At 45.6% G+C, this 26,318-nt stretch carries 24 protein-coding genes; 9 read left to right on the top strand and 15 right to left on the bottom strand.

Annotated elements, in window-relative coordinates:
- Positions 1-55: 55 nt before the first annotated feature.
- Genes M1D72_RS09640 through M1D72_RS09630 form a run of 3 tightly spaced genes read left to right on the top strand, consistent with a single transcriptional unit; the run spans position 56 to position 3,712 of the window.
- Positions 56-1,624: an ABC transporter ATP-binding protein gene (locus M1D72_RS09640; RefSeq protein ID WP_390191511.1), complete on the top strand. Its 1,569-nt coding sequence runs from the start codon at positions 56-58 to the stop codon at positions 1,622-1,624.
- Positions 1,621-2,745 carry an ABC transporter permease gene (locus tag M1D72_RS09635; protein ID WP_456296728.1) on the top strand — a complete coding sequence of 375 codons (1,125 nt, stop codon included), beginning with the start codon at positions 1,621-1,623 and terminating at the stop codon, positions 2,743-2,745. Before M1D72_RS09640 ends, M1D72_RS09635 begins: the two co-directional genes overlap by 4 nt.
- Position 2,746: 1 nt before the next feature.
- Positions 2,747-3,712, top strand: a complete 966-nt coding sequence (locus M1D72_RS09630; protein WP_456296727.1) for an ABC transporter permease — start codon at positions 2,747-2,749, stop codon at positions 3,710-3,712.
- Positions 3,713-3,763: 51 nt separating this feature from the next.
- Here the strand turns inward: M1D72_RS09630 and M1D72_RS09625 are convergent, their stop codons facing one another.
- The 4 genes from M1D72_RS09625 to M1D72_RS09610 form a co-directional block, all read right to left on the bottom strand.
- Complete coding sequence (locus tag M1D72_RS09625) at positions 3,764-4,543, bottom strand: TatD family hydrolase (protein ID WP_456296726.1); 780 nt, start codon at positions 4,541-4,543, stop codon at positions 3,764-3,766.
- A 1-nt stretch (position 4,544) separates the two neighbouring features.
- Positions 4,545-4,685 carry a hypothetical protein gene (locus tag M1D72_RS09620; protein ID WP_456296725.1) on the bottom strand — a complete coding sequence of 47 codons (141 nt, stop codon included), beginning with the start codon at positions 4,683-4,685 and terminating at the stop codon, positions 4,545-4,547.
- 9 nt (positions 4,686-4,694) lie between these two features.
- Complete coding sequence (yaaA, locus tag M1D72_RS09615; protein ID WP_456296724.1) at positions 4,695-5,471, bottom strand: peroxide stress protein YaaA; 777 nt, start codon at positions 5,469-5,471, stop codon at positions 4,695-4,697.
- 103 nt (positions 5,472-5,574) lie between these two features.
- Positions 5,575-7,005, bottom strand: a complete 1,431-nt coding sequence (locus tag M1D72_RS09610) for an alanine/glycine:cation symporter family protein (protein WP_390191523.1) — start codon at positions 7,003-7,005, stop codon at positions 5,575-5,577.
- A gap of 702 nt (positions 7,006-7,707) precedes the next feature.
- Between M1D72_RS09610 and M1D72_RS09605 the strand changes: the two genes are divergently transcribed.
- Positions 7,708-7,890: a DUF3545 family protein gene (locus tag M1D72_RS09605; protein ID WP_390191526.1), complete on the top strand. Its 183-nt coding sequence runs from the start codon at positions 7,708-7,710 to the stop codon at positions 7,888-7,890.
- A 70-nt stretch (positions 7,891-7,960) separates the two neighbouring features.
- Here M1D72_RS09605 and M1D72_RS09600 read toward each other — a convergent pair whose 3' ends face one another.
- The 3 genes from M1D72_RS09600 to nfo all read right to left on the bottom strand — a co-directional run bounded on the left by M1D72_RS09600 (position 7,961) and on the right by nfo (position 10,413).
- Positions 7,961-8,512 (bottom strand): hemerythrin domain-containing protein, encoded by a 552-nt coding sequence (locus tag M1D72_RS09600; RefSeq protein ID WP_456296723.1) that lies wholly within the window; start codon positions 8,510-8,512, stop codon positions 7,961-7,963.
- An 83-nt stretch (positions 8,513-8,595) separates the two neighbouring features.
- Positions 8,596-9,288: a uracil-DNA glycosylase gene (gene ung, locus M1D72_RS09595; protein WP_456296722.1), complete on the bottom strand. Its 693-nt coding sequence runs from the start codon at positions 9,286-9,288 to the stop codon at positions 8,596-8,598.
- 252 nt (positions 9,289-9,540) lie between these two features.
- The gene (gene nfo / locus M1D72_RS09590; protein ID WP_456296721.1) at positions 9,541-10,413 is read right to left on the bottom strand and encodes a deoxyribonuclease IV; all 873 of its coding nucleotides are present in this window, start codon (positions 10,411-10,413) and stop codon (positions 9,541-9,543) included.
- 321 nt (positions 10,414-10,734) lie between these two features.
- Here nfo and grcA point away from each other — a divergent pair, with 321 nt between their 5' ends.
- The 4 genes from grcA to M1D72_RS09570 all read left to right on the top strand — a co-directional run bounded on the left by grcA (position 10,735) and on the right by M1D72_RS09570 (position 13,284).
- The gene (gene grcA / locus M1D72_RS09585) at positions 10,735-11,112 is read left to right on the top strand and encodes an autonomous glycyl radical cofactor GrcA (protein ID WP_456296720.1); all 378 of its coding nucleotides are present in this window, start codon (positions 10,735-10,737) and stop codon (positions 11,110-11,112) included.
- 272 nt (positions 11,113-11,384) lie between these two features.
- On the top strand, positions 11,385-11,804 hold the full coding sequence (locus tag M1D72_RS09580; RefSeq protein WP_456296719.1) for a VOC family protein: 420 nt from the start codon (positions 11,385-11,387) through the stop codon (positions 11,802-11,804).
- On the top strand, positions 11,791-12,351 hold the full coding sequence (locus M1D72_RS09575) for a flavodoxin family protein (RefSeq protein ID WP_456296718.1): 561 nt from the start codon (positions 11,791-11,793) through the stop codon (positions 12,349-12,351). The genes M1D72_RS09580 and M1D72_RS09575 overlap by 14 nt, the downstream gene beginning before the upstream one ends.
- 66 nt (positions 12,352-12,417) lie before the next feature.
- Positions 12,418-13,284: a LysR family transcriptional regulator gene (locus tag M1D72_RS09570; protein WP_456296717.1), complete on the top strand. Its 867-nt coding sequence runs from the start codon at positions 12,418-12,420 to the stop codon at positions 13,282-13,284.
- Here M1D72_RS09570 and M1D72_RS09565 read toward each other — a convergent pair.
- From M1D72_RS09565 to secA, 6 genes are all read right to left on the bottom strand, one after another.
- A complete protein-coding gene (locus tag M1D72_RS09565; protein WP_456296716.1) occupies positions 13,214-13,993 on the bottom strand; it encodes a TSUP family transporter in 780 nt (259 codons plus the stop codon). The two genes, M1D72_RS09570 and M1D72_RS09565, sit on opposite strands and share 71 nt — an antisense overlap.
- A gap of 207 nt (positions 13,994-14,200) precedes the next feature.
- Positions 14,201-17,431, bottom strand: a complete 3,231-nt coding sequence (gene carB / locus M1D72_RS09560) for a carbamoyl-phosphate synthase large subunit (protein WP_456296715.1) — start codon at positions 17,429-17,431, stop codon at positions 14,201-14,203.
- A gap of 16 nt (positions 17,432-17,447) precedes the next feature.
- Positions 17,448-18,587 (bottom strand): glutamine-hydrolyzing carbamoyl-phosphate synthase small subunit, encoded by a 1,140-nt coding sequence (gene carA / locus M1D72_RS09555; protein WP_456296714.1) that lies wholly within the window; start codon positions 18,585-18,587, stop codon positions 17,448-17,450.
- Between the two features lie 482 nt (positions 18,588-19,069).
- On the bottom strand, positions 19,070-19,879 hold the full coding sequence (gene dapB, locus M1D72_RS09550) for a 4-hydroxy-tetrahydrodipicolinate reductase (RefSeq protein WP_390191554.1): 810 nt from the start codon (positions 19,877-19,879) through the stop codon (positions 19,070-19,072).
- A gap of 96 nt (positions 19,880-19,975) precedes the next feature.
- Complete coding sequence (mutT, locus tag M1D72_RS09545) at positions 19,976-20,374, bottom strand: 8-oxo-dGTP diphosphatase MutT (RefSeq protein WP_390191557.1); 399 nt, start codon at positions 20,372-20,374, stop codon at positions 19,976-19,978.
- Positions 20,375-20,472: 98 nt separating this feature from the next.
- Positions 20,473-23,202 carry a preprotein translocase subunit SecA gene (gene secA / locus M1D72_RS09540; protein ID WP_390191925.1) on the bottom strand — a complete coding sequence of 910 codons (2,730 nt, stop codon included), beginning with the start codon at positions 23,200-23,202 and terminating at the stop codon, positions 20,473-20,475.
- A gap of 317 nt (positions 23,203-23,519) precedes the next feature.
- Here secA and M1D72_RS09535 point away from each other — a divergent pair, with 317 nt between their 5' ends.
- Positions 23,520-23,987 (top strand): DUF721 domain-containing protein, encoded by a 468-nt coding sequence (locus tag M1D72_RS09535; RefSeq protein WP_456296713.1) that lies wholly within the window; start codon positions 23,520-23,522, stop codon positions 23,985-23,987.
- Positions 23,988-24,035: 48 nt separating this feature from the next.
- Here the strand turns inward: M1D72_RS09535 and lpxC are convergent, their stop codons facing one another.
- On the bottom strand, positions 24,036-24,953 hold the full coding sequence (gene lpxC, locus M1D72_RS09530; RefSeq protein WP_390191562.1) for a UDP-3-O-acyl-N-acetylglucosamine deacetylase: 918 nt from the start codon (positions 24,951-24,953) through the stop codon (positions 24,036-24,038).
- Between the two features lie 99 nt (positions 24,954-25,052).
- A complete protein-coding gene (ftsZ, locus tag M1D72_RS09525; RefSeq protein WP_390191565.1) occupies positions 25,053-26,294 on the bottom strand; it encodes a cell division protein FtsZ in 1,242 nt (413 codons plus the stop codon).
- Between the last annotated feature and the right edge of the window lie 24 nt (positions 26,295-26,318).

The following is a 26,318-nucleotide window of genomic DNA, read 5'->3' as shown; positions in this document are numbered from 1 at the left end:
TTTAGTCAACGATCAACCCTAGCCCTCTGTCTAAGTCATTCTAGGAAGTATTCTCGTGACCGAACGTCAAGACTACGCCATAGAACTGAGCAAAATCGATAAACGCTTTGGAGCGGTTCACGCGAACAACACCATCGATCTGCAAGTTCCCAAAGGCACTATTCACGGAATTATTGGCGAAAACGGCGCTGGTAAATCCACTTTAATGAGCATTATCTATGGCTTTTACCAACCGGATTCCGGTTCTATGCTCGTTGATGGTAAAAGCTACAGCCCAAACAACTCTCAAGATGCCATTCGCGCGGGAATCGGCATGGTTCATCAACACTTTATGTTGGTCGATACCTTCACTGTATTAGAAAACATCATTCTCGGCGCCGAAAACGGCTGGCAGCTTGATGTCAGTCTTGCTGAAGCTCGCCGCCGTCTGGTCCAAATTGAGCAAGATTACGGTTTAGAAGTCCCTCTCGATGCATTAGTTGGTGATCTTCCCGTCGGTCTTCAGCAGCGAGTAGAGATCCTCAAAGCCCTCTACCGCAATGCGAATATTCTTATTCTTGACGAGCCGACAGGCGTTCTGACCCCACAAGAAGCCGATCACTTATTCGCAATCTTGGACAAACTGCGTGCCCAAGGCACCACGGTCATGATCATCACCCACAAGCTGCGTGAAGTCTTGGCGATCACAGACAACATCTCGGTTATGCGCCAAGGGCAAATGGTAGAACACTTAGCCACAAGTAGCGCAACTAAAGAGCAGTTGGCAGAATCCATGGTTGGCCGTAAGGTACGGCTAAAAATCGATAAGCAAGAGGCGAAACCAGATAATGAGCGGATTCGTGTAGAAAACCTCAGTTACGTTGATGCCAGTGGCGTACAGCGCGTCAAAGAGATCAGTTTCAATGTCCGTGCTGGTGAGTTGGTCGCCATTGCAGGGGTATCTGGCAATGGGCAATCTGAAATTTTAAGCTTACTTTCCGGTATATTGCCGCCAAGTTCAGGTTCAATCACTCTTAATGGCAGCACCATTACAGCGCAAAATGCGGTCAATCCGCGGGATGTGCGGGCAATGGGAGTTGGGCATATCCCCGAAGATCGTCATAAGCAAGGATTGATCAACAAGTTCGCAGCGAAAGAAGCCTATATCCTTGGTTACCACCATTTAGAAAAATACAACAAAGGCATTCTTCAAGATCAACAAGCGATCGACACCTTGTGCCAAACCAGCATGGACAAATGGGATGTTCGCCCTAACGACATCGACCTAAAAACTGCCAATTTCTCCGGTGGTAACCAGCAAAAGTTAGTAATCGCCCGTGAAATGGAAGAAGACCCGGATGTTCTGCTCATCGGTCAACCAACGCGCGGCGTTGATATTGGGGCAATTGAATACATCCACCAGCAAATTATTGCCAGCCGAGATGCAGGAAAAGCGGTGCTCTTAGTCTCGGTGGAGCTCGATGAGATCCTCACGCTGGCGGATCGAATTATCGTGGTCTTTGACGGCGCGATTGTCGGTGAATTGGATGCTTCCCAAGCGGATGAACGTACGCTTGGTTTGATGATGGCCAACATCGTTCCCGATCATATTAAGCCGCATATTACCCAAGGAGAAAACGCATGAGTCAGGCAAAAGTACCAGCATGGGTAACCATTGGCCTGCTGCCAGCCGTGAATGTTTTTGTGGCATTTTTAGTCTCCGCATTGCTGTTTTTATACATTGAAATCAATCCTTTAGATGCGATTGAAGTGATGTGGACCGGCGCATTTGGCTATGCAGAAGGCTTTGGTTATACCCTTTATTACACAACGGGGTTCGTCTTTACCGGCCTTGCGGTGGCTGTCGCCTACCATGCTGGTTTATTTAATATCGGGGTAGAAGGACAGTCTTATATTGGCGGATTAGGTGTCGGCCTTATCTGTTTGACACTAGGCGAATACGCACCTTGGTATGTGGTCTTCCCTGTTGCGGTGATTGTTGGCGGCCTATTTGGTGCGGCTTGGGCGTTTATTCCCGCCTATCTACAAGCCAAACGCGGATCGCACATCGTCATCACCACTATTATGTTTAACTTCATCGCGGCTTCGTTGATGGCCTATCTCCTCGTTGACATCCTCAAACCGGAAACCACCATGGCAACTGAAAGCCGTGTCTTTGCGGCTGGCAGTTGGCTACCTAAAATGCATGAAATTCTGGCTGTTTTTGGCGTGAATGTCGCTCCGAGCCCTCTTAACCTGAGTTTTATTTTTGCGCTCTTGTGCTGCGTGTTTGTCTGGCTATTTATCTGGAAATCTCGCTGGGGTTATGAAATTCGCGCGATTGGAGCTAATGCATCAGCCGCTTCATATGCTGGAATCAACTATGTAAAAATCATTATCCTGACCATGTTGCTTTCTGGCATGTTAGCCGGGTTCTTTGGCATCAATGTCCTTCAAGGTGAACTTCATCAAATCAAACTGAACTTTGTCGAAGGCTTTGGCTTTACTGGTATTGCCGTCGCTTTAATGGGCCGCAACCATCCTGTGGGAGTCTTACTTGCAAGCTTACTGTTTGGTTTCTTATATCAAGGCGGGGCAGAACTTAGCTTTGAATACGGCGTAGACCGCAACATCGTTGTGGTATTACAAGGGTTAGTCATTCTGTTTTCCGGTGCTTTAGAGCACATGTTCAGGCCAAATATCGAGCGTCTGTATTTGAAACTATTTGCCAGTAAAAAACAGCAGAAAGCACAGGGAGTGGCTTGATATGTTTGAAACCATTATTTTGATGCTTGATGCAACTATTCGCATGTCTACACCACTGATTCTTGCCGCGCTAGCTGGCATGTTCAGTGAGCGTTCCGGTGTGGTTAACATCGCTCTTGAAGGTAAGCTATTAGCAGCCGCCTTTGCTGGCGCAGCAACGGCACACGTCACAGGTTCAGCTTGGTTAGGTGTTTTTGCGGGCTGTTTTGTCTCGATATTATTGGCGCTACTGCATGGGTTTGCTTCCATTACCCATCGCGGTGATCAAGTTGTCAGTGGCATGGCAATCAATATTCTGGCTGCAGGGCTAACCATTACCCTCGGTCGCTACTGGTTCCATCAAGGAGGACAAACGCCAGCACTGAGTGGAGACGCACGCTTTGCTCCACTAAACTTCCCAGGCGCAGACGCTGTGCAAGATGTTCCGGTCATTGGCTTGCTGTATTCTGAGCTGCTCAGTGGCCACTCGGTGATTGAATACCTCGCCTTTATTATTGTCCCCGTCGCTTGGTATGTCCTTGTCAAAACACGCTTTGGTTTACGACTGCGAGCTGTAGGCGAATCACCTGCAGCTGTCGATACGGCGGGGATTTCAGTCGTGGGCATGCGCTATTCGGCTATGGTGATTTGTGGACTCTTAGTCGGCCTTGGCGGCGTTTACCTCTCAGTAGGCCAAACCGCGCAGTTCATTCCGAATATGAGTGCGGGTAAAGGCTATATGGCGCTTGCTGCACTGATTTTTGGTAAATGGCGCCCCTTTACGGCCATGGCAGCATGTTTACTGTTTGGGTTCTTGGATGCGCTCGCGATTCGTCTGCAAGGGGTCACCATCGGTGATGTCGCCATTCCTGTCCAAGCGATTGAGGCAATGCCATACATCTTAACCGTATTCCTATTGGCAGGCTTTATCGGTAAAGCCATTGCACCAAAAGCCATTGGAGTTCCGTACACCAAAGAGCGCGAATAGTCACAATGACAATGTTAAAAAAGGCGACTCAATGGTCGCCTTTTTTATTCGTCACTCATGCGTATTCAAGCCAAATAATCGCGAGCTATTAGTCCAAGTCTCTGCCGCCATCTGTTTCTCAGGCACCCCACGCAGTTGGGCGAGAGTCTCGAGAACCAGAGGTAATCGCTTAGGGTGATTAGGCTGGCTTTGAAAGCCGCTCAGTGGCATATCCGGTGCGTCGGTTTCCAACACTAAACGCTCAATAGGCAGGGATGTGACCGCTTGCCGGGTTTTCTTTGCGCGCTCATAAGTAATCACGCCACCGATACCAAGATAGAATCCACGCTCAATAAAATTATGCGCCTGTTGCTCACTACCTGAGAACCCATGCCAGACCCCCCCCTGGGTATACTGAGCCTGTTTGAGAAGTTGAAGAATGCGGTTATCCGCTTTACGACTATGTATAATCAAAGGCAATTGATAACTTTGCGCGAGTTCTATTTGCTGAACAAAAAATCGCTCTTGTAGCTTGCTATCAACATCAATGGCGACATCAAGCCCACATTCACCAATAGCAACACAGCGCTCACTTCTCGCATCTAACGTATCGACCAATTGGTTTAACGCATCACCAGGTTGGCCATTCAAAAAGTAAGGATGGCAGCCTAATGCATAGTAAACGCCAGAAAAACGCTGACTTAATTGCTCGATACGTCCCCAGTTTTCAGCGCCAATCGCAGGAAGTAAAACCCGCTCAATGCCCGCTGCATTTGCCTGTTGCCATTGGTTTGCAAAATCCCTCCCGAAGGCGGCAAAATCCAAGTGGCAATGGGTATCAAACAGTTGCATGTCAGTGGCGCTTGTTTTGGTGATCGTCCGCTTGCCACTCTTTTCGATAAGGCACACAACTGCGCTTCTGCTCAGGTGTTAACCCCATAGACTGACACCAAGCATCATAATGCGCGAGCCATTGCTTGAAACGTTGCCACATAATCGTTGCCTATTTTTGCTCTTCACGCTTAAACACCAAATCGGTCGGCGTTGACTCTTGTTCGCAAAAGTAATAGCCAGCCGTATCAAACTTAGTTAAGTCAGCCACACTTTCAATGCGATTTTCAATGATGTAGCGCGCCATCATTCCGCGAGCCTTTTTGGCATAGAAGCTGATGACTTTATACTGGCCATTTTTACAATCTTTGAAAATAGGCGTAATAATCTGCGCATCTAAGCTTTTAGGTTTGACCGATTTAAAATATTCGTTCGACGCTAAATTCACCAGAACGTTATCCCCTTGCGCTTGAATCGCTTGGTTTAACTTTTCAGTGATGATGTTGCCCCAAAATTGGTAGAGGTTGCTCCCTTTTGGGTTGCTCAGCTTGGTTCCCATCTCTAAACGGTAAGGTTGCATCAAGTCCAGCGGCTTCAAGAGACCGTATAATCCAGACAGCATTCGTAAATGTTGCTGAGCATAGTCTAAATCATCTTGAGAAAGAGACAGGGCATCTAGCCCGGTATATACGTCCCCTTTAAACGCAAAAATCGCTTGGCGAGCATTCTCTTGGGTAAAGGTTTCACTCCATTGCTCGAAACGAGCGACATTGAGCGCGGCGATCTTATCACTGACTTTCATCAGCGAAGAGACATCTGCAGGCGTGAGCTTACGACATACGTCAATCAATTGCTTAGAGTAGTCCGTTAACTCAGGTAAGGTATGCTTATCGGTCGGTAACGATGATTCGTAGTCCAGTGTTTTTGCAGGTGATACGACAATTAACATGTTGGCTTCTCTTTACTTAATCCGATTATCTTTATGTTTCTAGAGTACAAAAAAAGCCATGCATTGTCTGCATGGCTTTAAGAATCATGTCGATAGTTTCGACCTATGAGCGAGAATTTTTATCCCAAATCCCCTCTTCCAACTGCGACTTCAGTTCAGGAAATTTATCCGGGTCAAAACTGGGAACTTTACCAGCCTTCAATTGCTGATTGTAATCTTTGGCGAGTTTAATCACGATGCCAGAAAGCAGGAGAATCGCCACCAAGTTAACAATCGCCATCAAGCCCATCGATACATCGGCCAATGACCAAACCGTCGGTAGAGAAGCCACCGCGCCAAACATGACCATCGCCAAGAACACTAAACGGAAAAGACTGATGCCCGCTTTATGATTTCGTTCAAGGAAGATCAGGTTTGTTTCAGCGTACGAATAGTTAGCGATAATCGACGTAAAAGCAAAGAAGAAGATCGCCACCGCGACGAACATGCCGCCCCAATCACCAACTTGTGAACTCAGCGCTGCCTGAGTCAACTCAATCCCAGTGATCTCGCTATGAGGTACATATTCACCAGACATCAAAATAATCGCAACCGTTGATGAACAGATGACGATGGTATCCATAAATACGCCCAGCATCTGCACATAACCTTGCGAGGCTGGATGTGGTGGATAAGGTGTAGCAGAAGCCGCCGCGTTCGGCGCAGACCCCATACCTGCTTCGTTTGAGAACAAGCCACGTTTAACACCGTTAATCATCGCTTGTGCTATTGCGTAGCCTAGGCCGCCTGCCGCCGCTTCTTGGAAGCCAAATGCACTCTTAAAGATAAGCGCTAATACCGCTGGCAGTTTTTCGATGTTACTAAACATGATGATGAGCGCCAGTGCAAGATACGCAAGCGCCATAATAGGTACAATCATCTCTGCGGTCTTTGCAATACGCTTAATCCCACCAAAGATAACAATTGCTGATAGTACCACAACACCGATACCGACATAGTTCTCTTGCCAGCCAAAAGCATGGTTCATTGCATTCGCGATTGAGTTGGCTTGTACTGCGTTAAACACCAAACCAAAAGCAATCAACAGCAGTACAGAGAAAAGCACGCCCATCCAGCGCATGCCAAGCCCTTTTTCAATATAGTAAGCCGGACCGCCTCGGTAGTTACCATCCTCATCTTTGGTCTTGTAGAGCTGCGCCAAAGTGCTTTCAGCAAACGATGTCGCCATACCAAGCATCGCAATCATCCACATCCAGAAGATAGCGCCAGGGCCACCAGCAGTCAGGGCAACGGCCACCCCTGCCATGTTTCCGGTACCGACACGTGCCGCAAGACTGGTACAAAGTGCTTGAAAAGAAGAAATACCAGAATTGTCCGCTTTACGGCTGTTTTTCAACACTTTAAACATATGCGTAAAATGGCGGAATTGAATAAATCCGAGACGGAACGTGAAGTAAATTCCCACGCCCACCAATAGATAAACCAGAATAGAGCCCCAAAGTAGGCTATTCATCAAATTGATAATATCTGTCATACGATCCTCATAGTGAGTTTACACTGACCTCTGCTTCCTAGCCTTCCCTCAAACTGCACGACTAAGTGTCAACAAGGCTTAGTCAATTTTTATTAATAGGTTTGGCAGTTTGAACTTGTAAAATATCGCCTCATGCTTCCATTTTACGAGTCTGTGTTTTTTGACCGGCGGATAATGCAGCCACTCAAGACAAAAATCAATATGCAATAAGATGCTATTAATTCCTATTTTTCACTGTAAAGTCACCAAACGTTAACAGATTAAGTTACATTAACAGCACATAACCAAAACAATATAACCCCAAACTTGTAACTCCAGCAGAGTGTATTTCCTCTAGTTGGTAAAATCGATGTACTCGACTAACCCCTTGAGTGGTAAAGGTTGTCAATTCCCCCCTCTGGTTTTTCCATTCACATCATCAACAGATACTATTTTTCATTGGCGTTTAAAGAATGAAACACGCTAAAAACGTGATTTTAACCACACCTCATTAACATCACAATTTTTCCAAACTCACACTTTGGTTAACACCAGCTGACTACTTTTTATCCAAACCGTCCAATAACAAGCTGAACGAGGTACGCGTTTTGCATAAAAACTTCATGGAAATGCAACAAATGAGAAATCAATCAAGGATACGATCTTCGTAGAGTGGTATTTAAAAATTCCTTTCGAGGAGTGACGAAATAACAAGAGGTGCTTATGGAAGGCTTAAATTTTGATGAAATCATGGACACAGAGTTTCCTAAACTACGTGCAACTCGTTCTAAACCAGTCAAACGTAAATGGCGTGAAATCGAAGCTATCAAGGATCGCCAACGGCTACAAAAGGAGCTAATGGATATGGATATTGGCTTTGAGGACCTCGACAAACTAGAGTTTTAATAAAGAAAAAGGCACTCGACTTATCGAGCGCCTTTTCTTTTTGTATCTATACACTCGCACATTTAGCGTGTTAAACACACTCATCTTCTGTTTGGCGAACTCTCTGAGCCAATTGCTGATATTGCTCAGCAATGGTGTCACCAAAGACTGGATCATCTTCATCGACGTTCCATAAGCCTTCGACGGCTTGCCAATCAGTAGCAGTAAAAGATTGTTGGATAAGCGGCAAGATTGACTGTTCCTCCATATCCAAATGGCGTTTTTGCTGCAAGATAAAGTTTTCTAGCTGTTCTATCAGCACATGCTGCGGCACAACCGCGTCTTGCAATACCATATCGATGGTATTAAGAAAATGATGCGTTTTTTCAGACAACTCTTGATGCTCTAACTCCAAATTAGCGACATTGGCTTCGTGACCATATTTTTCTAAAAAATACAGATACAAAATATCTTCTTTTGGATGATGCACCCGCTCTGAATGGGTTGCTAAATAATCAACTATATCGTGGACCAAATTGTAGTTAACTGGCATTTCTTGCTGCAATAGCACCAATTTACGGCGTAAAATCGCCAGTAAACGGACCATGTAACCATGCTCTCTTCGAATACGCTCGATCATCATAGTGCCTCTCCTTAACACTTACTTTCTCTAAGTGTATATGAGAGTCACTACTCTTGCTTTGAATGAGGTCGAAATTTGACCATTTATGCCACAGGCTGAATATCCATTGGTAACCGCCAATCAATCGGTGTTTTTCCCTGCTGAACAAGCAAATCATTCGCCTTAGAAAAGTGTCGGCACCCTAAGAATCCGCGGTGGGCGGATAGCGGAGACGGATGTGGCGCCGCCAGTACATGGTGCTTAGCACGATTAATAAAGCGGCCTTTTTTCTGAGCATGCGATCCCCAGAGTAGGAAAACCACCCCTTCTTGATGCTGGTTGATCGACTCAATGACTTTATCGGTAAACGTTTCCCAACCGGTTTTAGCATGCGAATGGGCCTTTCCCTGCTCGACGGTCAGCACGGTATTAAGCATTAACACCCCTTGCTCTGCCCAGTGCTGCAAATATCCATGGCGAGGAATCTCAAAGCCATCAATATCCGCAGCGAGCTCCTTATACATATTGACCAGCGACGGAGGCGTTTTCACCCCAGGCAACACCGAGAAGCAAAGACCGTGAGCTTGGTTAGGTCCATGGTAAGGATCTTGCCCTAGCATCACGACTTTAACTTGGTTGAACTCTGTAGCTCGAAAAGCGTTGAACACGTCTTTTTCCGGAGGAAAAATCGCTTTCCCTGCTCTGCGCTCAGATTCAACAAATGTCAGAGTGTCGACAAAGTAACTTTGTCGCTTTTCATCCCCAATAACGTCGTGCCATGTTAGCGTGTGTTCCATCGCTGCTACCCTCATCAAATGTATAAGGGTATTTTCTCAAAAACTCACTCAATAACAACTCGTTATTGGTCTGAAAACTTAACGAGTCTGCGGCGTTCGGTGATGCCCACGTCCAGTAATAGGACGGTTAGGTACCGGAAAACGGGTAGGTCGAATAGTATTAACTGAATGTGTGTATGACATGGCATCCTCCTTTCACAACAGACTTCTTGATGCTCAAGATCACAACATGAAAAAAAGATGCCAACTTATCTAATTTGCGAGTGTTTTACAGTGAATTGTTCTTAGGTGAGCGATCTCATCAGGCCATATTTCGGGGTTGATCGTCTCTAAAATCAACGGAATATTATCAAATCGAGGATCTTTAGCGATATATTCGAAACAAGGCCAACCTATCTCTCCTTGCCCAAGTGAGTGATGACGATCCAGACGAGATCCCCGAGCGCCTTTTGAATCATTTACATGCATTGCACGTAAATAGTGCATACCAACGATCCTTTCAAATTCCGCAAATACCTGCTCACACCCTTGTTCACTGCCAAGATCGTAACCTGCGGCAAAAGCGTGGCATGTATCGAGGCAAACTCCGACCCGGTTTTTATCCTCAACTTGATCGATAATTTCCGCCAACTGTTCAAATCGCCAACCTAAATTACTGCCTTGACCAGCGGTATTTTCAATCACCGCAATCACATCCGGAACCCGTTGATGAGCCAGATTAATCGACTCCGCAATGCGTTTTAGGCAATCGGATTCGGAAATTTGTTTTAAGTGACTGCCAGGATGAAAATTCAACAAACTAAGCCCAAGTTGAAAACAACGCTCAAACTCATCAATAAATGCAGCACGAGATTTACTGAGTTTTTCGTCATCTGGGGCACCTAAGTTAATTAAGTACGAATCATGGGGCAATATTTGCTCAGGCCCAAAGCCATATTGCCGACAATGGTTTTTGAAGCGCGTAATGACCTCAGGATCGAGGGGCTTAGCCGCCCACTGACGCTGATTTTTGGTAAACAGTGCAAATGCGTTAGCACCAATTTCCGCCGCTCTCAAAGGGGCATTATCGACGCCACCTGCAGCAGAGACATGCGCACCAATGTATTTATTTCCAAGTTTTGGCATTGCTTTACCCATTTATCCTCTAAATTCGTGAGTACTCCGTTCATAAACGAGTAGATTAACTGACACAATAATGTTGTAAATTTACAACATTAGTTTAATTAAAAATTATTTTAATTAATAAAAAATAATTTAAGATGTTAATTTAAAAAGAAAAACACCCCATCAATATCAAAATAACCTTAAAAAAATAAATGTTTTAAGTTGTCTTTTGACTCAAATCAATATTAAAATAGTGGTTATTCGCTACGCAGTAACTGGTGTAGTTCAATACTCTAAGCAGTAAACACCCACAACGCCCACTCTGTGGACTAGGAGATTGTAATGATCCAAGGTATTCAAATTACAAAAGCAGCTAACGACGACCTACTTAATACCATTTGGCTTCTTGATAATGAAGCGAAAGAAGCTCGTTGTGTGGCCGCCACTAAAGGCTTCGAAACCGATCAAGTTGTGACTCTGAGTGATCTAGGTGACTACGAGAGCCGTCCCGTTGAGATTCAAACTCAACCTCTTATTGAAGGCGGTCAGCACCTGAACGTTAACGTTCTAAAACGTGAAACGTTAGAAGATGCAGTAGCAAACCCAGATAAATACCCACAACTAACGATTCGTGTTTCTGGTTACGCAGTGCGTTTTAACTCACTGACTCCAGAACAACAACGCGATGTTATCGCTCGTACCTTTACTGAGTCGCTATAATCGCTGATTACACTTTCAGTTTCTATCAAACGGTGCTTAATTAAGCACCGTTTTTTTTTTGCTTTCCGCTCGACGCATCACGATCAAAATAGCGATTTTGATCACTATTTCACCTCTCCCATCGGTTTAAATAAAGTTTTTTATTTACTTAATTAGATCATCGGCTAAGTTAATAAGCAATTAACTTTACTTAATAACACCATGGAGCATGAAAACCAGAGTCTGGGTGCTTTATCGCGTGTGTCTTGAATCCAATTGACTAAGGAGCAGAGATGAATGCTTATGTTGAACACGTCAATTTGACAGTAAAAAACCTTGAGAGCGCGGTGCTGTTTATCTCTACCGCGATGCCTGAATTCCAAGTTCGCCACCAAGGAACCGACACCAAACGCTGGTGCCATATTGGTACAGACAGCAGTTATCTTGCCATACAAGAGCGTGAACCCAAGTCCAAGCCCCATGTAGTTCGTACACCTTATTTTGATGTCGGGGTCAATCACATCGGGCTCGTCGTTGACAACGTCGAAGAAGTTGCTCAGCGGTTAACGGTAGCAGGTTATCGTAAGAATATGGAACGTCGAGAAGCATTTCGAAAGCGTATCTACTTCTATGATGACGATGGCATTGAGTGGGAGTTTATCGAATATTTAACACGCAATCCGCAACAGAGAAATCACTATGAAGCAACCTAAGATTGGCATCGTTTTTTATTCCAAACAAGGAAACACAAGCTCACTGGCTAAGCATATCGAGGAAGGTATTCAAAGTCAGGATATACCCGTCATGAGTATCAAGATACAAGATAACGATATTGTCGCCGGACGTTATCAAAACTCGGCGATCTTTGACATGCTCGTTGGTTGCGATGCGATTGTGTTTGGTAGTCCAACTTATATGGGCTCACCTGCCGCACAGTTCAAAGCCTTTATGGATGCCAGCAGTGATTGCTATGTTGCGAAAGCTTGGAGAAATAAAATAGCGGCGGGCTTTACTTCAGGCGGAAGTCTCAACGGCGAGCAACAACAAACGCTACTCGCCATGTTTGCTTTAGCTTGTCAGCATGGCATGCTTTGGGCAGGCCTTGATGTTTCACAGTTTACCGACACACTCAACCTTAATCGTACAGGGTCGAGTTTGGGCTTAGTTGCAAGCCCTCAGCCCAATCATCAACAAATCGAAGACAATGATTTAGCGACCGCGTTCTATTTTGGTCAACGTATCGCCAAGTTGGTGAAATGACGCTAGTCACTTCGTTAAACATAGGTTAATTTAAACCTATTGTTTCCTAATGTTCATGATTAATACGTGTTACTTGAAGGTATCGAAACCTTGCTGATTCTCAGCAAATATAAAACCATGAGCCGAACTGGCAGCCAGCTATACATTAGCGCGTCGGCGGTCAGTAAACGGATCGCAAACCTCGAGCGGAAATTAGGTAAGCGTTTGATTGAACCAGATGGCCGTCAAGTACGCCTTACTGCGGACGCTTTAGCCCTGATTGAGAATATCGGTCCGAGTTTTAACGAACTGCAAGGGCTGATTTTTGATCAGCAAACACTGCCTGACAGTACACCACTACGCATTGACTGCTCTGAAACCTTAGTGGCGGGTTTTTTAAGTGATGTCTTTAGTCATCATTTACACCAAGATCCGCACCTTAACATCACCACTAATCATACACCTCGCATCGTAGAAAATGTTCAATCCGGTCAGGCAACATTAGGTATTTGTGCCGGCCATATTCCAAGCCATCATGGCTTGAAGGCGATACATCTTACTGACGAACCTTTCTACACCATCAGTAAGCAGCCACTTACTCAGCTACCAGCTTGTGTCATCACCAACGATCTCAATAATCCAGCCAATAGCTATCAACGTCTGGTCCTTAACCAATTAGGTATCACACCGTTAATGGAAATGGACTCCTACTCTGCTGCTGCGCAATTAGCGTTAGCCGGTGTTGCGCCTGCCATCGTGCCGTTATCCATGGTCAACACCTTAAAAATATCGAGACAATACTGTTTTCAGTTCGAAGAATTGCGCGGTCTCTACCGTCCACTTCACATCTGTTTACGACCACACTCGTATAAGAACCCACGGATCAGAAGCTTGATAACAGCCATTGATGATGCTGTTCCCAAAGCAATTTCAGCGCCATGGCCATCGACATAATGATCACTAAAGGTCGAATCCATTTTTGGCCTTGAGTAACAACGACTTTTGCCCCTAGACGTGCGCCAAGAAAACCACCGATTGCCATGGTTAAACCGAGCTTCCAAATGGGTAACCCAGCGAGAACGAAAAACTGTAAAGCCGCGATATTAGAGGTAAAATTGAGTATTTTGGTTCGAGCCGTGGCTTCAACTAAAGACAACTGAGCAATAGCCACAAAACACACGGCAAAGATAGAGCCAGTCCCAGGCCCAAAGAAGCCATCGTAAAACCCAACGCCGCCACCCACGCACAAAGCAAACATGCCTTCAGACAGTGAAGCCTTACCTTTGACCTCCCGGGTTGAAGGCGCGAGTAAAAAATAGAGTGAAATGGCGACCAGCAGTATAGGAATCAGGCTAGTAAGCACCCCAGCATCAATGAATTGCACCGCTTCAGCGCCGAGGGCAGCCCCCACAAAGGTACAACCAATCGCTAGCTTCATTTCGCTCAATTTAACAATACCGCTGCGCACAAAATACCAACTGGCTGAAAAGCTACCAAAGGAGCTTTGTAACTTATTGGTCGCCAGCGCTTGAGTCGGAGGAATGCCCGCAGCTAACAATGCAGGCAGCGTAATTAACCCACCACCTCCCGCCATCGCATCAATAAACCCTGCCACGCCAGCGACAAAAAACAGCATCAATATGATCTCAACCGAGAGCTCCATGGTGTTACAACATCCTTTAACGACTTGAATAAACAGACACTATCACTGTACTTACTGATTGAGTTAGCGAAAGCTAAGACTGAAACCCTTTCCAAATATTCATCATTTCTATTGGTGATAATAAGAGATAAAAAAACCCGCTCAATGAGCGGGTAATGAGGTTGTCAGATAAGCTTTAGCGCTTACTGTCGTTATATTGCCAAGTGATTAAACTTGGCCTTGTTGTACTTTAGCGTGCAGCTCTTGAACCGACATGACACTCGCAGTGGCATCAGAGGTGTGAGCCATACAAGTAGCAAACGCTGCATTAAGCGTGGTGGTGTAGTTAACCTTCTCAGCTAGCGCACCACGGCGAAGCACTTTGGAGTCTTCAATCGCTTGACGACCAGCGGCCGTATTCACGATGTAGGTGTATTCATTGTTCTTGATACGGTCAAGAATATGAGGACGACCTTCATGAACCTTATTCACCAAACGAGGGTTAATCCCTGCCTCTCCAAGAATTACCGCGGTACCATGAGTCGCATCGAGCTGATACCCCAGTTTCACCAATTTTGACGCTAAGTCGACCACGCGCTGTTTATCGCCCTCACGGACTGAAAGCAGAGCTCGTCCGCCCTCAGGGTAAACGCTGCCTGACCCCAATTCGGCTTTTGCGTACGCTTCAGCAAACGTCGCTCCAACGCCCATCACTTCACCAGTGGAACGCATTTCAGGACCAAGTAGCGGGTCAACGCCAGGGAACTTGTTAAACGGCAAGACCACTTCTTTTACTGAGTAGTACGGTGGAATGATCTCTTTAGTGAACCCTTGAGACTCTAGGCTTTGCCCAGCCATAACACGCGCTGCAATTTTTGCGAGCGGCGCCCCCGTTGCTTTAGAAACAAACGGCACTGTACGAGCTGCGCGAGGGTTAACTTCGATGAGGTAGACTTCATCATCTTTAACCGCAAACTGAGTATTCATCAAGCCACGGACACCAAGTTCAAACGCCAGCTTCTCAACTTGCTCACGCATCACATCTTGGATCTCTTGGCTAAGCGTATAAGCAGGAAGTGAACATGCTGAATCACCAGAGTGAACACCTGCCTGTTCAATATGTTCCATGATGCCGCCAATCACCACGCGTTCACCATCACAAATCGCGTCGATATCAACTTCAGTGGCGTCATCAAGGAAACGGTCTAATAGAACTGGAGACTCATTTGAGACACTGACTGCTTCATTGAAGTAACGGCGTAGGTCGCTCTCATCATAAACAATCTCCATCGCACGTCCGCCTAGAACGTATGAAGGACGTACAACCAGAGGGAAACCAATTTCACGAGATTTCTCGACCGCTTGTTCAATCGCAGTCACCGTTGCATTTTCTGGCTGTTTTAGCCCAAGACGCTCAACCGCTTGTTGGAAACGCTCACGGTCTTCGGCACGGTCAATCGCATCAGGGCTAGTACCAATCACTGGCACACCCGCCGCTTCTAGGGCTCGCGCCAATTTCAGTGGCGTTTGACCACCGTATTGGACAATCACGCCTTTGGGTTTTTCAACACGTACAATTGCCAGAACATCTTCCAGAGTCACAGGCTCAAAGTAGAGACGGTCTGATGTATCGTAGTCAGTAGATACAGTTTCAGGGTTACAGTTAACCATGATGGTTTCGTAACCGTCTTCACGTAACGCAAGAGAAGCGTGAACACAGCAGTAGTCAAATTCAATGCCTTGACCGATACGGTTTGGACCGCCGCCAAGTACCATGACTTTGTCTTTGTCCGTTGGATTGGCTTCACACTCTTCATCGTACGATGAGTACATGTAAGCAGTATCTGAAGAGAATTCAGCTGCACAGGTGTCAACACGCTTGTAGACAGGGTGAATATCAAATTGGTCACGAAGACGACGAATTTCATTTTCTGACACGCCAAGTAGCGTCGACAAACGTGCGTCAGAGAAACCTTTACGCTTCATGGTGCGCAGTACGTCTTTGGTTAAACCGGCAAAGCCGCCCGCTTTTACCTGCTCTTCCAGTCTGACTAACTCTTCAATTTGAACCAAGAACCAACGGTCAATGTTGGTTAGGTTGAACACACCATCTACCGACAAACCCGCTCGGAATGCGTCAGCGATGTACCAAATGCGTTCAGCGCCCGCTTCTTTAAGCTCGTAACGAATTTTAGAGAGCGCATCGGGTGCTTCAAGGTCAACCATTTCATCAAAACCGTTGGAGCCGACTTCCAAGCCACGGAGTGCTTTTTGTAGAGACTCTTGTTGGTTACGACCAATGGCCATCACCTCACCGACTGACTTCATCTGCGTAGTCAAACGGTCATTGGCGCCAGCAAATTTTTCAAAGTTGAAGCGAGGAATCTTAGTAACAACATAGTCGATTGTCGGTTCAAAAGAAGCAGGCGTAGCTCCGCCAGTGATGTCGTTCATCAATTCGTCAAGCGTAAAGCCAACCGCCAACTTCGCCGCGACTTTGGCAATAGGGAAGCCTGTGGCTTTTGACGCCAACGCCGAAGAGCGAGAAACACGAGGGTTCATCTCAATGATAACCATACGGCCATCTTCTGGGTTGATACCAAACTGTACGTTGGAGCCACCAGTTTCAACGCCGATTTCACGTAAAACCGCCAAAGACGCATTACGCATCAATTGGTACTCTTTATCTGTCAGGGTTTGTGCTGGCGCTACGGTGATTGAATCACCAGTATGAATGCCCATAGCATCAAAGTTTTCAATTGAGCAGACGATGATACAGTTGTCGGCTTTGTCACGAACCACTTCCATCTCATACTCTTTCCAACCAATCAATGATTCATCAATCAGCAGTTCATTGGTTGGCGAAAGATCCAAACCACGATGACAAATTTCATCAAACTCTTCTTTGTTATATGCGATACCGCCACCAGTGCCCCCCATAGTAAATGAAGGACGGATAATACATGGGAAGCCGACTTTTTCGAGTACGCTATAAGCTTCTTCCATGCTTTTCGCGGTATCTGCGCGAGGGCACTCAAGGCCAATCGATTTCATCGCTTTATCAAAGCGAGAACGGTCTTCGGCTTTATCTATCGCATCGGCAGTTGCACCGATCATTTCAACGCCAAACTCAGCCAGCACACCTTGTTTTTCAAGTTCTAATGCACAGTTCAGTGCAGTTTGCCCACCCATGGTTGGCAGCACGGCATCTGGACGTTCTTTTTCAATGATTTTGCGTACGACTTGCCAGTTGATTGGCTCAATGTAAGTCGCATCCGCCATTTCAGGATCAGTCATGATGGTAGCCGGGTTTGAGTTGACCAAAATAACTCGGTAACCCTCTTCGCGCAGCGCTTTACACGCTTGCGCTCCTGAATAATCAAACTCACAGGCTTGACCGATAACAATCGGACCAGCACCTAAAATAAGAATGCTTTTAATATCAGTACGTTTTGGCATCTTTACTACTCCGAAATTAAGCGCTGTGTTGTTTAATCAAGTCAATGAAGTGGTCAAAAAGTGGCGCTGCATCATGAGGGCCAGGGCTCGCTTCTGGGTGACCTTGGAAACTAAATGCAGGCTTATCGGTACGATGAATTCCTTGTAGTGACCCATCGAATAATGACACGTGAGTGGCACGAAGGTTATCTGGCAGCGTTTTCTCGTCTGCGGCAAACCCATGGTTTTGCGAAGTAATCATAACCACACCACGGTCAAGATCTTTCACTGGATGGTTTGCGCCGTGATGACCAAACTTCATCTTCACTGTTTGTGCCCCTGAAGCCAGAGCAAGAATTTGATGCCCTAAGCAGATACCAAACAGCGGAATGTTCTTATCTAAGAATGTTTTGGTTGCTTCAATTGCGTAAGTACACGGTTCTGGGTCACCAGGGCCGTTAGATAAGAAGATGCCATCGGGGTTGAGCGCCAGAACCTCTTCTGCAGACGTTTGTGCAGGCACAACCGTTAAACGGCAGCCGCGGTCAACCAGCATGCGTAAAATGTTGCGCTTTGCGCCGAAATCGTACGCGACGACGTGATAAGGCAAGTCAGCATCCGCTTTCGCTTCAGGTAAGCCGCCTTCTAGAGTCCAAGAGCCTTGTTGCCAAGCATACGTCTCTTGCGTCGTCACTTCTTTTGCCAAATCCATGCCTTTTAGACCCGGAAACTCCTGCGCTTTCGTTAACGCTAGCGCTTGGTCAAGGTTGTCACCGGCCATAATGCAACCATTCTGCGCCCCTTTCTCTCGCAAAATACGCGTCAGTTTACGTGTATCAATATCGGCAATACCGACAATGTTTTGCGATTTAAGGTAATCAGAGAGGGTTTGTTCACTGCGGAAGTTAGAAGCGATAAGAGGGAGATCGCGAATCACAAGGCCTTGTGCATGAATTGAAGTGGATTCTTCATCTTCATTATTGGTACCAGTATTACCAATATGTGGGTAAGTCAGGGTGACAATTTGTTGGGAATAGGAAGGGTCAGTGAGAATTTCTTGGTACCCCGTCATCGAGGTATTAAAAACAACTTCACCAACGGATATACCATCTGCTCCAATGGAAACTCCGTGGAACACTGTCCCATCTTCTAGGACTAACAGTGCTGATTTACTCAAGACAACCTCCGGAATAAAAATGCATAAATTATAAATTAAATTGCAAACTTGCCTTCCATGACTCGCAGTATAATCGAATTCAGGGGGTTTAGACAAATTGGCGGTATTCTAATTACGCCAGTATATTCTGTCAATAACCGATAAAAAATATATTCTTTATTTAATTGGATATGAACAAAAAAGACAAAGTAACGCCTAAAAAGGCAACTTAAGTTGGCCAAATAGCCAAAATTAGAGCACCTTTAATCATTAAGAGAATTATAAGGGGGCGTAATAGATGGGTTTTTATTTAGTTACCGAAGCAAACGTTACGCTTACTTACTTTCCATTGAATTTTAATGAGGTTATAAACAAATAGAGTACAGAGCAACATAAACAAAAGAAAAGTAGCTTAAAAACACCTATTTTTAGCCACTAAAAATATTCAGCCCAGTTTTTGGCTAAAAAAAAGCGCCAACCTAAGTTAGCGCATAATTATCCATTTATAGCTCATTTAATCCGAGCACGTCGGTCATGGTATAAAAACCGGAGGAATGCGTGTCTAACCACACAGCGGCTTTCACTGCTCCATTGGCAAAAGTCATGCGGTCTGTCGCTTTGTGAGTAATTTCTACTCGTTCACCAATATCCGCAAACATCGCGGTGTGTTCACCAACAATATCGCCGGCGCGAATCGTCGCAAAACCAATCTCTTCTCGCTTACGCTCGCCAGTAATTCCCTCACGAGCATAGACAGCAACGTCACTAAGCTGATTCCCCATCGCTCCAGCAATGGCCTCTCCCATACCGATAGCAGTGCCTGACGGCGCATCGACTTTATGGCGATGATGGGCTTCAATCACTTCAATATCGCAATAATCCCCCATGACTTTGGCCGCTTTCTCAAGCAACTTAAAGACTAAGTTCACACCGACGCTATAATTTGGTGCCATTACGATCGCTACCGATTGAGCATACTCATCGATCTGCTGACGTTCTTGCTCACTAAACCCAGTAGTGCCGATCACGATTTTCTTGTTGTAGTTTTTACACAGTTCAAGGTTAGCTAAGGTGCTTGAAGGCGCAGTGAAATCAATAATGACGTCGTAGTCATCGACATGCTTTTCAAGATCATCAACCACAGCAACACTGAGTTTGCGTTCGCCACATAACTCACCGATATCCACACCGACTAATGATGATTCAGGACGTTCCGATCCTGCTCCTAATTCGGCTTGAGGATGATGAAGCGTCGCTTTCACTAAATTGCGCCCCATTCGTCCAGCTGCTCCTGCTATCGCAATTCTAACCATTGCTCTATCTCCATCTTTCGGCAACGGGCAGTTCCCATTGCTGCTTACTCATTTCATCCAGTTAAACTAACAAGATTCTTTACCAACCACCAGTGTTTAAGCAAACTCTGCTATGACTCGCTTCAGAATCGGTACATTTGCTTCAGGAAAGGCGTAATCCGTCAGTTGATGGAGCTTAACCCATTGCCCTTCTTGACCTTCTTTGCCGTATGGTTGCCCGCGAAATTCACTGACCACAATAAAATCAAACGTCAGTGATTTATCTGAATAGTCATACTCGAGGTGTTCAAACAGGCTTTGCTTTGTAACTTCAATACCGATTTCTTCATCCAACTCTCGGCACATGGCTTGCTCAATACTCTCTTGCGCTTCAACTTTGCCACCAGGAAATTCCCAAAATCCACCTTTGTGCTTATCACTTGGGCGCTTGGTTATAAACACTTCGCTTTGGTCTGGATTAAAAATGATCGCCGCGACGATGTGAGTACGTTTCATGTCTTTTCCCTTTAAATCACTCGTGTGGAACGAGGCTGTTACAGATACAAAAAAGAGTCGCCCAAGCGACTCTTTTAATTGATTACCTTACCACTGGTTTATTCAATCTTACCATGGCACTGTTTGTATTTCTTACCACTACCACAAGGACATGGCTCGTTGCGGCCAACTTTGCGTTCTTCACGAACCATAGGTTGAGCATGCGCATCCTCCGCCGCTTCCTCTTCACCCAGTGGGTTTTCTGCTGAAGCATGTTGGGCTTGGGCTAAGCGCGCCGCTTCTTCTGCTTGCGCTTGACGCTGGGCTTCCATACGTTCAACTTCTTCTTGCTGCTGTACACGAACTTTCGACAAGATAGTAATTACGTCAGATTTCAATGAATCCAGCAGTCCTTCAAACAGTTCAAACGACTCACGCTTGTACTCTTGTTTCGGGTTCTTTTGAGCATAACCACGCAAGTGAATACCTTGACGTAAATGATCCATTGCGGCTAAGTGCTCTTTCCACAACGTATCTAGAGTCTGCAACATCACGGATTTTTCAAAGTTGCGCAGTACTTCGCTACCGACCACTTCTTCTTTCGCTTTATAGACTTCAACTGCCGCATCAATGATTTTCTCACGCAATGCTTCTTCATACAGCTTGTCGTCTTCTTCCAACCACTGAGCAATGGGGAGCTCTAAATCGAAATCATTTTTCAGACGATCCTCAAGCCCTTTCACATCCCACATGTCTTCCAAAGATTGCGGCGGTACATATTCATCAATAACCGATGTCAAAACATCAACACGGTTTTGTTCGATCATTTCACTGATGTCTGGCGCATTCATGAGCTCATCACGCAATTCATAAACCACTTTACGTTGATCGTTCGCAACGTCATCGTATTCCAGCAGTTGTTTACGAATATCAAAGTTACGGCCTTCCACCTTACGTTGCGCTTTTTCGATAGAGCGAGAAAGCATCTTACTTTCAATCGCTTCTCCCTCTTCCATACCGCTTTGAATCAAGCTTGCCATACGATCAGAGGTAAAGATTCGAAGCAGTGAGTCTTCCATAGAAAGGTAGAAACGTGAAGAACCTGCATCCCCTTGACGACCAGAACGACCACGTAGCTGGTTATCAATACGGCGAGATTCATGGCGCTCAGTACCAATAATATGCAAACCGCCAGATGCTAATACCTGATCGTGCACTTCACGCCACTCAGCTTTGATTTCATCGATTTGTTGCTGAGTAGGATTTTCAAGTGTTTCGACTTTGCTTTGCCAGCTGCCGCCCAACACGATATCGGTACCACGACCCGCCATGTTAGTCGCAATCGTCACCGAGCCAGGTTTACCTGCTTCAGCGACAATTTCAGCTTCTTTTTCATGGAATTTAGCGTTCAGAACATTGTGCTTAACTTTGGCTTTTTTCAACGCGTTAGAAAGCAGTTCTGATTTTTCAATCGATACGGTACCAACCAAAACTGGCTGTCCTTGCTCAACACGCTCTTTAATATCTTCAATGATGGCGGCAAATTTTTCCGCTTCTGTACGGTACACCACATCCGGCATATCATTACGGATCATCGGACGGTTAGTCGGAATAACCACCGTTTCTAGACCGTAGATTTGTTGGAACTCAAACGCTTCCGTGTCAGCAGTACCTGTCATACCAGACAGCTTGTCGTATAGACGGAAGAAATTCTGGAAGGTAATCGAAGCCAGTGTTTGGTTTTCGTTTTGAATCTTAACGCCTTCTTTGGCTTCAACCGCTTGATGCAAGCCTTCTGACCAACGGCGTCCCGGCATGGTACGTCCGGTATGCTCATCAACGATAACCACATCACCATCGTCAGTAACAATGTAGTCAACGTTACGTTCAAACAACACATGAGCACGTAATGCAGCGTTTACGTGATGCAGTAAGCTGATGTTAGCGGGAGAGTATAGCGTTTCACCTTCTTGCATCAGGCCATTACTGACCAATAGCTCTTCGACAAATTCTTGACCATTCTCCGTCAAATACACTTGCTTTGATTTTTCATCAACCGTGTAATGGCCATCACCGCGATATTCTTCTGAATCTTCTTGGTCTTGCTGTTGAAGATGAGGAATCAAGGTGTTCACACGAGTATAAAGATCAGAACTGTCTTCTGCGGGGCCAGAGATGATAAGTGGCGTACGTGCCTCATCAATTAAAATCGAGTCAACTTCATCGACAATGGCAAAAAAGCGGGCTCGTTGCACGCGGTCTTCGGCGCGAAATGCCATGTTGTCACGCAGATAATCGAAACCAAATTCGTTGTTTGTACCGTAAAGAATATCAGCCAAGTAAGCTTGTTTTTTCTCTTGTGGAGGCATATTCGGTACATTAACACCGACAGTCATCCCCAAGAATTCGAACAGTGGTCTGTTGGTTTCGGCATCACGAGCAGCAAGGTAATCGTTGACGGTGACCACATGAACACCGTGTCCTGGTAGAGCATTTAAATAAGCAGGCAAAGTCGCGGTGAGTGTTTTACCTTCACCAGTACGCATTTCAGCAATTTGACCAGCATTTAACACCATGCCACCAATGAGCTGAACGTCAAAATGACGCATGCCAAACACACGTTTTGAAGCTTCACGGACGGTTGCGAACGCTTCAGGAAGCAACTGATCTAGCGTTTCACCCTTTTCCAAGCGTTGACGAAATTCAATCGTTTTGGCTTTTAGTTCATCATCGGAAAGCGCTTCAAAGGTAGGCTCGTAATTATTTATTTCTTTAACAATCTTTCTAAGGCGGCGTAATGTGCGATCATTGCGACTGCCAATCACTTTTGTCAGTAGCTTAGCTATCATGTGTTGTGAATCTCTCTTTACTTCGATCGGTTGTGATCTGATCTCAATGCCTTCAGTCTCTACCAGTTTTGAACTAAGAATACTGAGATAAGTCATTTATCACTCTGATATTGTGACTCAAACTTAGATTTTCAAGGCTTCAGGTTACAAGTGGCCACTAGTGTAAGGAATTTTTTTGCTAACGACCAACAACAAAGTCATTTGTTTGAACCACTTTTAATTTTTTCTATCAATATTTTACGGTTTGGCGATAATCAGGCTGTGATGCTATCCATTATCGATTACAATCCATTCAACAGCGTTTATTAAGGTTCATCATGAGAGATCATCGCCCCACTCTTGGCAACGAGATCATTTCTCAAAGCCGCTTTGCCGAACTACAACAGCAAGCTTCAGAGATCCTGAAGTTGAATAAGGGTCTGCGAAAGATCTTGCCACGCGGAACGGAAAATCATTGCCGCGCAGCCAATATCCGCGATGGCCAATTGATCCTGGAAGTGGCGAGCGCCGCGATCAAAATGAAGATCGATTACGATCGTTTGCACATCCTGAATCAATTAAGAACGCTCGGCTATGCAAGGCTGATTGCAGTTACTGTGGTCATCAATCCTCGACTTTATGCACAAAAGTCATCCCCAGAAAAGACATCAACGCCACGTCCACCGATCTCAAAAAATGCAGCGAGCTATCTCCATATGATTGCGAGCAATGCATCGCCCAAAGTAAAAAAACGCTTAGAGCAACTGGCAAACATGGCAGATAACCAGCCTGAAAACAGTAAATAACAGCCATAAAAAAACCAGGCCGAAGCCTGGTTTTATACAATCTATATCTTAAGCGAGAACCATATTTGGATCAGCAAATGCAACAGGAGAAACGACTTCTTCTTCGAATGTTGCCCATTCCCATGCATCTTGGGTTGCCAGTACTTTACGTAGCAACTGGTTATTTAGACCATGACCTGATTTAAAGGCGCGGAATTCACCAAGAATGGGGTGACCACACATGTACAAGTCACCGATGGCATCCAACACTTTATGAGTCACAAACTCATTTTCAAAGCGCAGGCCTTCTTCGTTAAGAATTCGGTAATCATCCAGAACAATCGCATTATCAAAGCTACCGCCAAGCACCAAGTTTTGTGATTGAAGGTATTCAATATCACGCATAAAACCGAACGTACGAGCACGGGAAATCTCTTTCACAAAACCTTGAGAAGAGAAGTCAAAAACCAAATGCTGTTCGTCAGCTTCGATCGCCGGATGGTTAAACTCAATTTCGAAGTCCATACGGAAACCGTTATACGGTTTGAACTCAGCCCATTTGTCGCCATCTTCAAAACGCACAGGTTTCTTGATGCGAATAAAACGCTTAAGCGCGTTCTGCTCTTCAATACCTGCTTGTTGTAGCAGGAAGACAAACGGACTGGCACTACCATCCATAATTGGGATTTCAGGTGCGTCCACTTCGATAATCACGTTGTCGATACCCATACCTGACAGCGCAGAGCTCAAGTGCTCTACTGTCGAAATACGAATACCATCATCGTTCACCAACGCGGTACATAACATAGTGTCACGAACTGCGGCTGGGTCAGCTGGAAAATCCACGGGTGGATTTAAGTCAGTACGACGATAAATTACACCGGTATTTGCAGCAGCAGGGCGAAGAGTCAACGTGACTTTACGACCAGAGTGGAGACCCACACCAGTTGTTTTCACTATTTCCTTCAGAGTTCTTTGTCTGATCATCTGCTTGCCTCTTAGTAAGTGCTACAAATCACGGTCAACGAGATTTATTGACCGCGGATCGTACCACAAATTTGAACCTTGTCAAATTCTGATGAAAAATTAGTCAGCTTGACGGCGCAAAAATGCGGGAATATCTAAGTAGCCACTCTCTTTATCAGCTTTAGGTGCTGTACTCTGATTTCCTGCAGAACCTGACGCCGCTGTAGATGGCGAAGGTTGAGCCGTCGTCTGAGTTTTTTCTTGCAAAGTGTGTGCCGCTTTTTCTTCCGTTTTCACCGTAGCTGGCTGTTGCTGCTGAGTAGCAACTGGTTGCGGTTGTTGCTGCTGGGCAACAGGGGCAACTTTACTTTTACCGCCGGCGACTAAGGTAATATCAGGTTTTCTTTCGTTACCAATACCCGTCGCAACGACTGTGACTCGAATTTCATCAGCCATATCCGGATCGAGTGATGTACCAATTACCACAGTCGCATTGTCAGAAGCGAAAGCTTTAACGGTATTGCCCACCGTTTCGAATTCGTCCAGACGCATGTCGAGACCAGCAGTAATATTTACTAACACGCCACGAGCGCCTGCTAAATCGATGTCTTCTAAAAGTGGACTGGAGATCGCCATTTCTGCAGCTTCTTCTGCACGGTCCTCACCTTTTGCCACTCCGCTCCCCATCATTGCATGACCCATTTCCGACATCACGGTGCGAACATCCGCAAAGTCGACGTTGATCATGCCAGGACGAGTAATCAACTCAGCAATACCCTGTACGGCATTTTTTAGTACATCATTTGCGCTAGCAAAGGCTTCTAATAAGGTAATACCACGTCCCAGAACTTTAAGTAACTTCTCATTTGGAATCGTAATTAGAGAGTCCACATGTTTAGACAGCTCTTCAATACCTTGTTCAGCAAACGCTAAACGCTTCTTTCCTTCGAAGCTAAATGGTTTGGTGACCACAGCGACCGTGAGAACACCCAGTTCTTTAGCAACTTCAGCAATCACTGGCGCTGCTCCGGTACCTGTACCACCGCCCATTCCGGCTGCGATAAATACCATATCGGCACCGGTCAAATATTCTTTAATGCGTTCTTTATCTTCCAGAGCGGCATCACGGCCAACTTGTGGATTCGCGCCAGCGCCTAAACCTTTCGTAATATCGCCGCCAATCTGAATGACACTGCTGACACTGGTTTTACGTAAAGCTTGTGCATCGGTGTTGACGCTGATGAATTCCACACCTTCGATGGATTCACGCACCATGTGTTCTACGGCGTTACCGCCACCGCCACCTACTCCAACGACTTTAATTACTGCATCGTCAGACATTTCCATCATCGGTTCAAACATGTGTTATCTCCGTTTTTCCTGCTG

The sequence above is a fragment of the Vibrio sp. AK197 genome (genome assembly GCF_053903115.1).
Note: the sequence above shows the minus strand (reverse complement) of the source record. Positions and strands in the feature narration are given on the sequence as shown.

What these genes read in the sequence shown, in the direction of transcription:
- M1D72_RS09635 (WP_456296728.1), top strand. Translation starts at nt 1,621, where the DNA reads ATGAGTCAGGCAAAAGTACCAGCATGGGTAACCATTGGCCTGCTGCCA.
- M1D72_RS09630 (WP_456296727.1), top strand. Translation starts at nt 2,747, where the DNA reads ATGTTTGAAACCATTATTTTGATGCTTGATGCAACTATTCGCATGTCT.
- M1D72_RS09625 (WP_456296726.1), bottom strand. Translation starts at nt 4,543, where the DNA reads ATGCAACTGTTTGATACCCATTGCCACTTGGATTTTGCCGCCTTCGGG.
- M1D72_RS09620 (WP_456296725.1), bottom strand. Translation starts at nt 4,685, where the DNA reads ATGTGGCAACGTTTCAAGCAATGGCTCGCGCATTATGATGCTTGGTGT.
- yaaA (WP_456296724.1), bottom strand. Translation starts at nt 5,471, where the DNA reads ATGTTAATTGTCGTATCACCTGCAAAAACACTGGACTACGAATCATCG.
- M1D72_RS09610 (WP_390191523.1), bottom strand. Translation starts at nt 7,005, where the DNA reads ATGACAGATATTATCAATTTGATGAATAGCCTACTTTGGGGCTCTATT.
- M1D72_RS09605 (WP_390191526.1), top strand. Translation starts at nt 7,708, where the DNA reads ATGGAAGGCTTAAATTTTGATGAAATCATGGACACAGAGTTTCCTAAA.
- M1D72_RS09600 (WP_456296723.1), bottom strand. Translation starts at nt 8,512, where the DNA reads ATGATGATCGAGCGTATTCGAAGAGAGCATGGTTACATGGTCCGTTTA.
- ung (WP_456296722.1), bottom strand. Translation starts at nt 9,288, where the DNA reads ATGGAACACACGCTAACATGGCACGACGTTATTGGGGATGAAAAGCGA.
- nfo (WP_456296721.1), bottom strand. Translation starts at nt 10,413, where the DNA reads ATGCCAAAACTTGGAAATAAATACATTGGTGCGCATGTCTCTGCTGCA.
- grcA (WP_456296720.1), top strand. Translation starts at nt 10,735, where the DNA reads ATGATCCAAGGTATTCAAATTACAAAAGCAGCTAACGACGACCTACTT.
- M1D72_RS09580 (WP_456296719.1), top strand. Translation starts at nt 11,385, where the DNA reads ATGAATGCTTATGTTGAACACGTCAATTTGACAGTAAAAAACCTTGAG.
- M1D72_RS09575 (WP_456296718.1), top strand. Translation starts at nt 11,791, where the DNA reads ATGAAGCAACCTAAGATTGGCATCGTTTTTTATTCCAAACAAGGAAAC.
- M1D72_RS09565 (WP_456296716.1), bottom strand. Translation starts at nt 13,993, where the DNA reads ATGGAGCTCTCGGTTGAGATCATATTGATGCTGTTTTTTGTCGCTGGC.
- carB (WP_456296715.1), bottom strand. Translation starts at nt 17,431, where the DNA reads ATGCCAAAACGTACTGATATTAAAAGCATTCTTATTTTAGGTGCTGGT.
- dapB (WP_390191554.1), bottom strand. Translation starts at nt 19,879, where the DNA reads ATGGTTAGAATTGCGATAGCAGGAGCAGCTGGACGAATGGGGCGCAAT.
- mutT (WP_390191557.1), bottom strand. Translation starts at nt 20,374, where the DNA reads ATGAAACGTACTCACATCGTCGCGGCGATCATTTTTAATCCAGACCAA.
- secA (WP_390191925.1), bottom strand. Translation starts at nt 23,202, where the DNA reads ATGATAGCTAAGCTACTGACAAAAGTGATTGGCAGTCGCAATGATCGC.
- M1D72_RS09535 (WP_456296713.1), top strand. Translation starts at nt 23,520, where the DNA reads ATGAGAGATCATCGCCCCACTCTTGGCAACGAGATCATTTCTCAAAGC.
- lpxC (WP_390191562.1), bottom strand. Translation starts at nt 24,953, where the DNA reads ATGATCAGACAAAGAACTCTGAAGGAAATAGTGAAAACAACTGGTGTG.
- ftsZ (WP_390191565.1), bottom strand. Translation starts at nt 26,294, where the DNA reads ATGTTTGAACCGATGATGGAAATGTCTGACGATGCAGTAATTAAAGTC.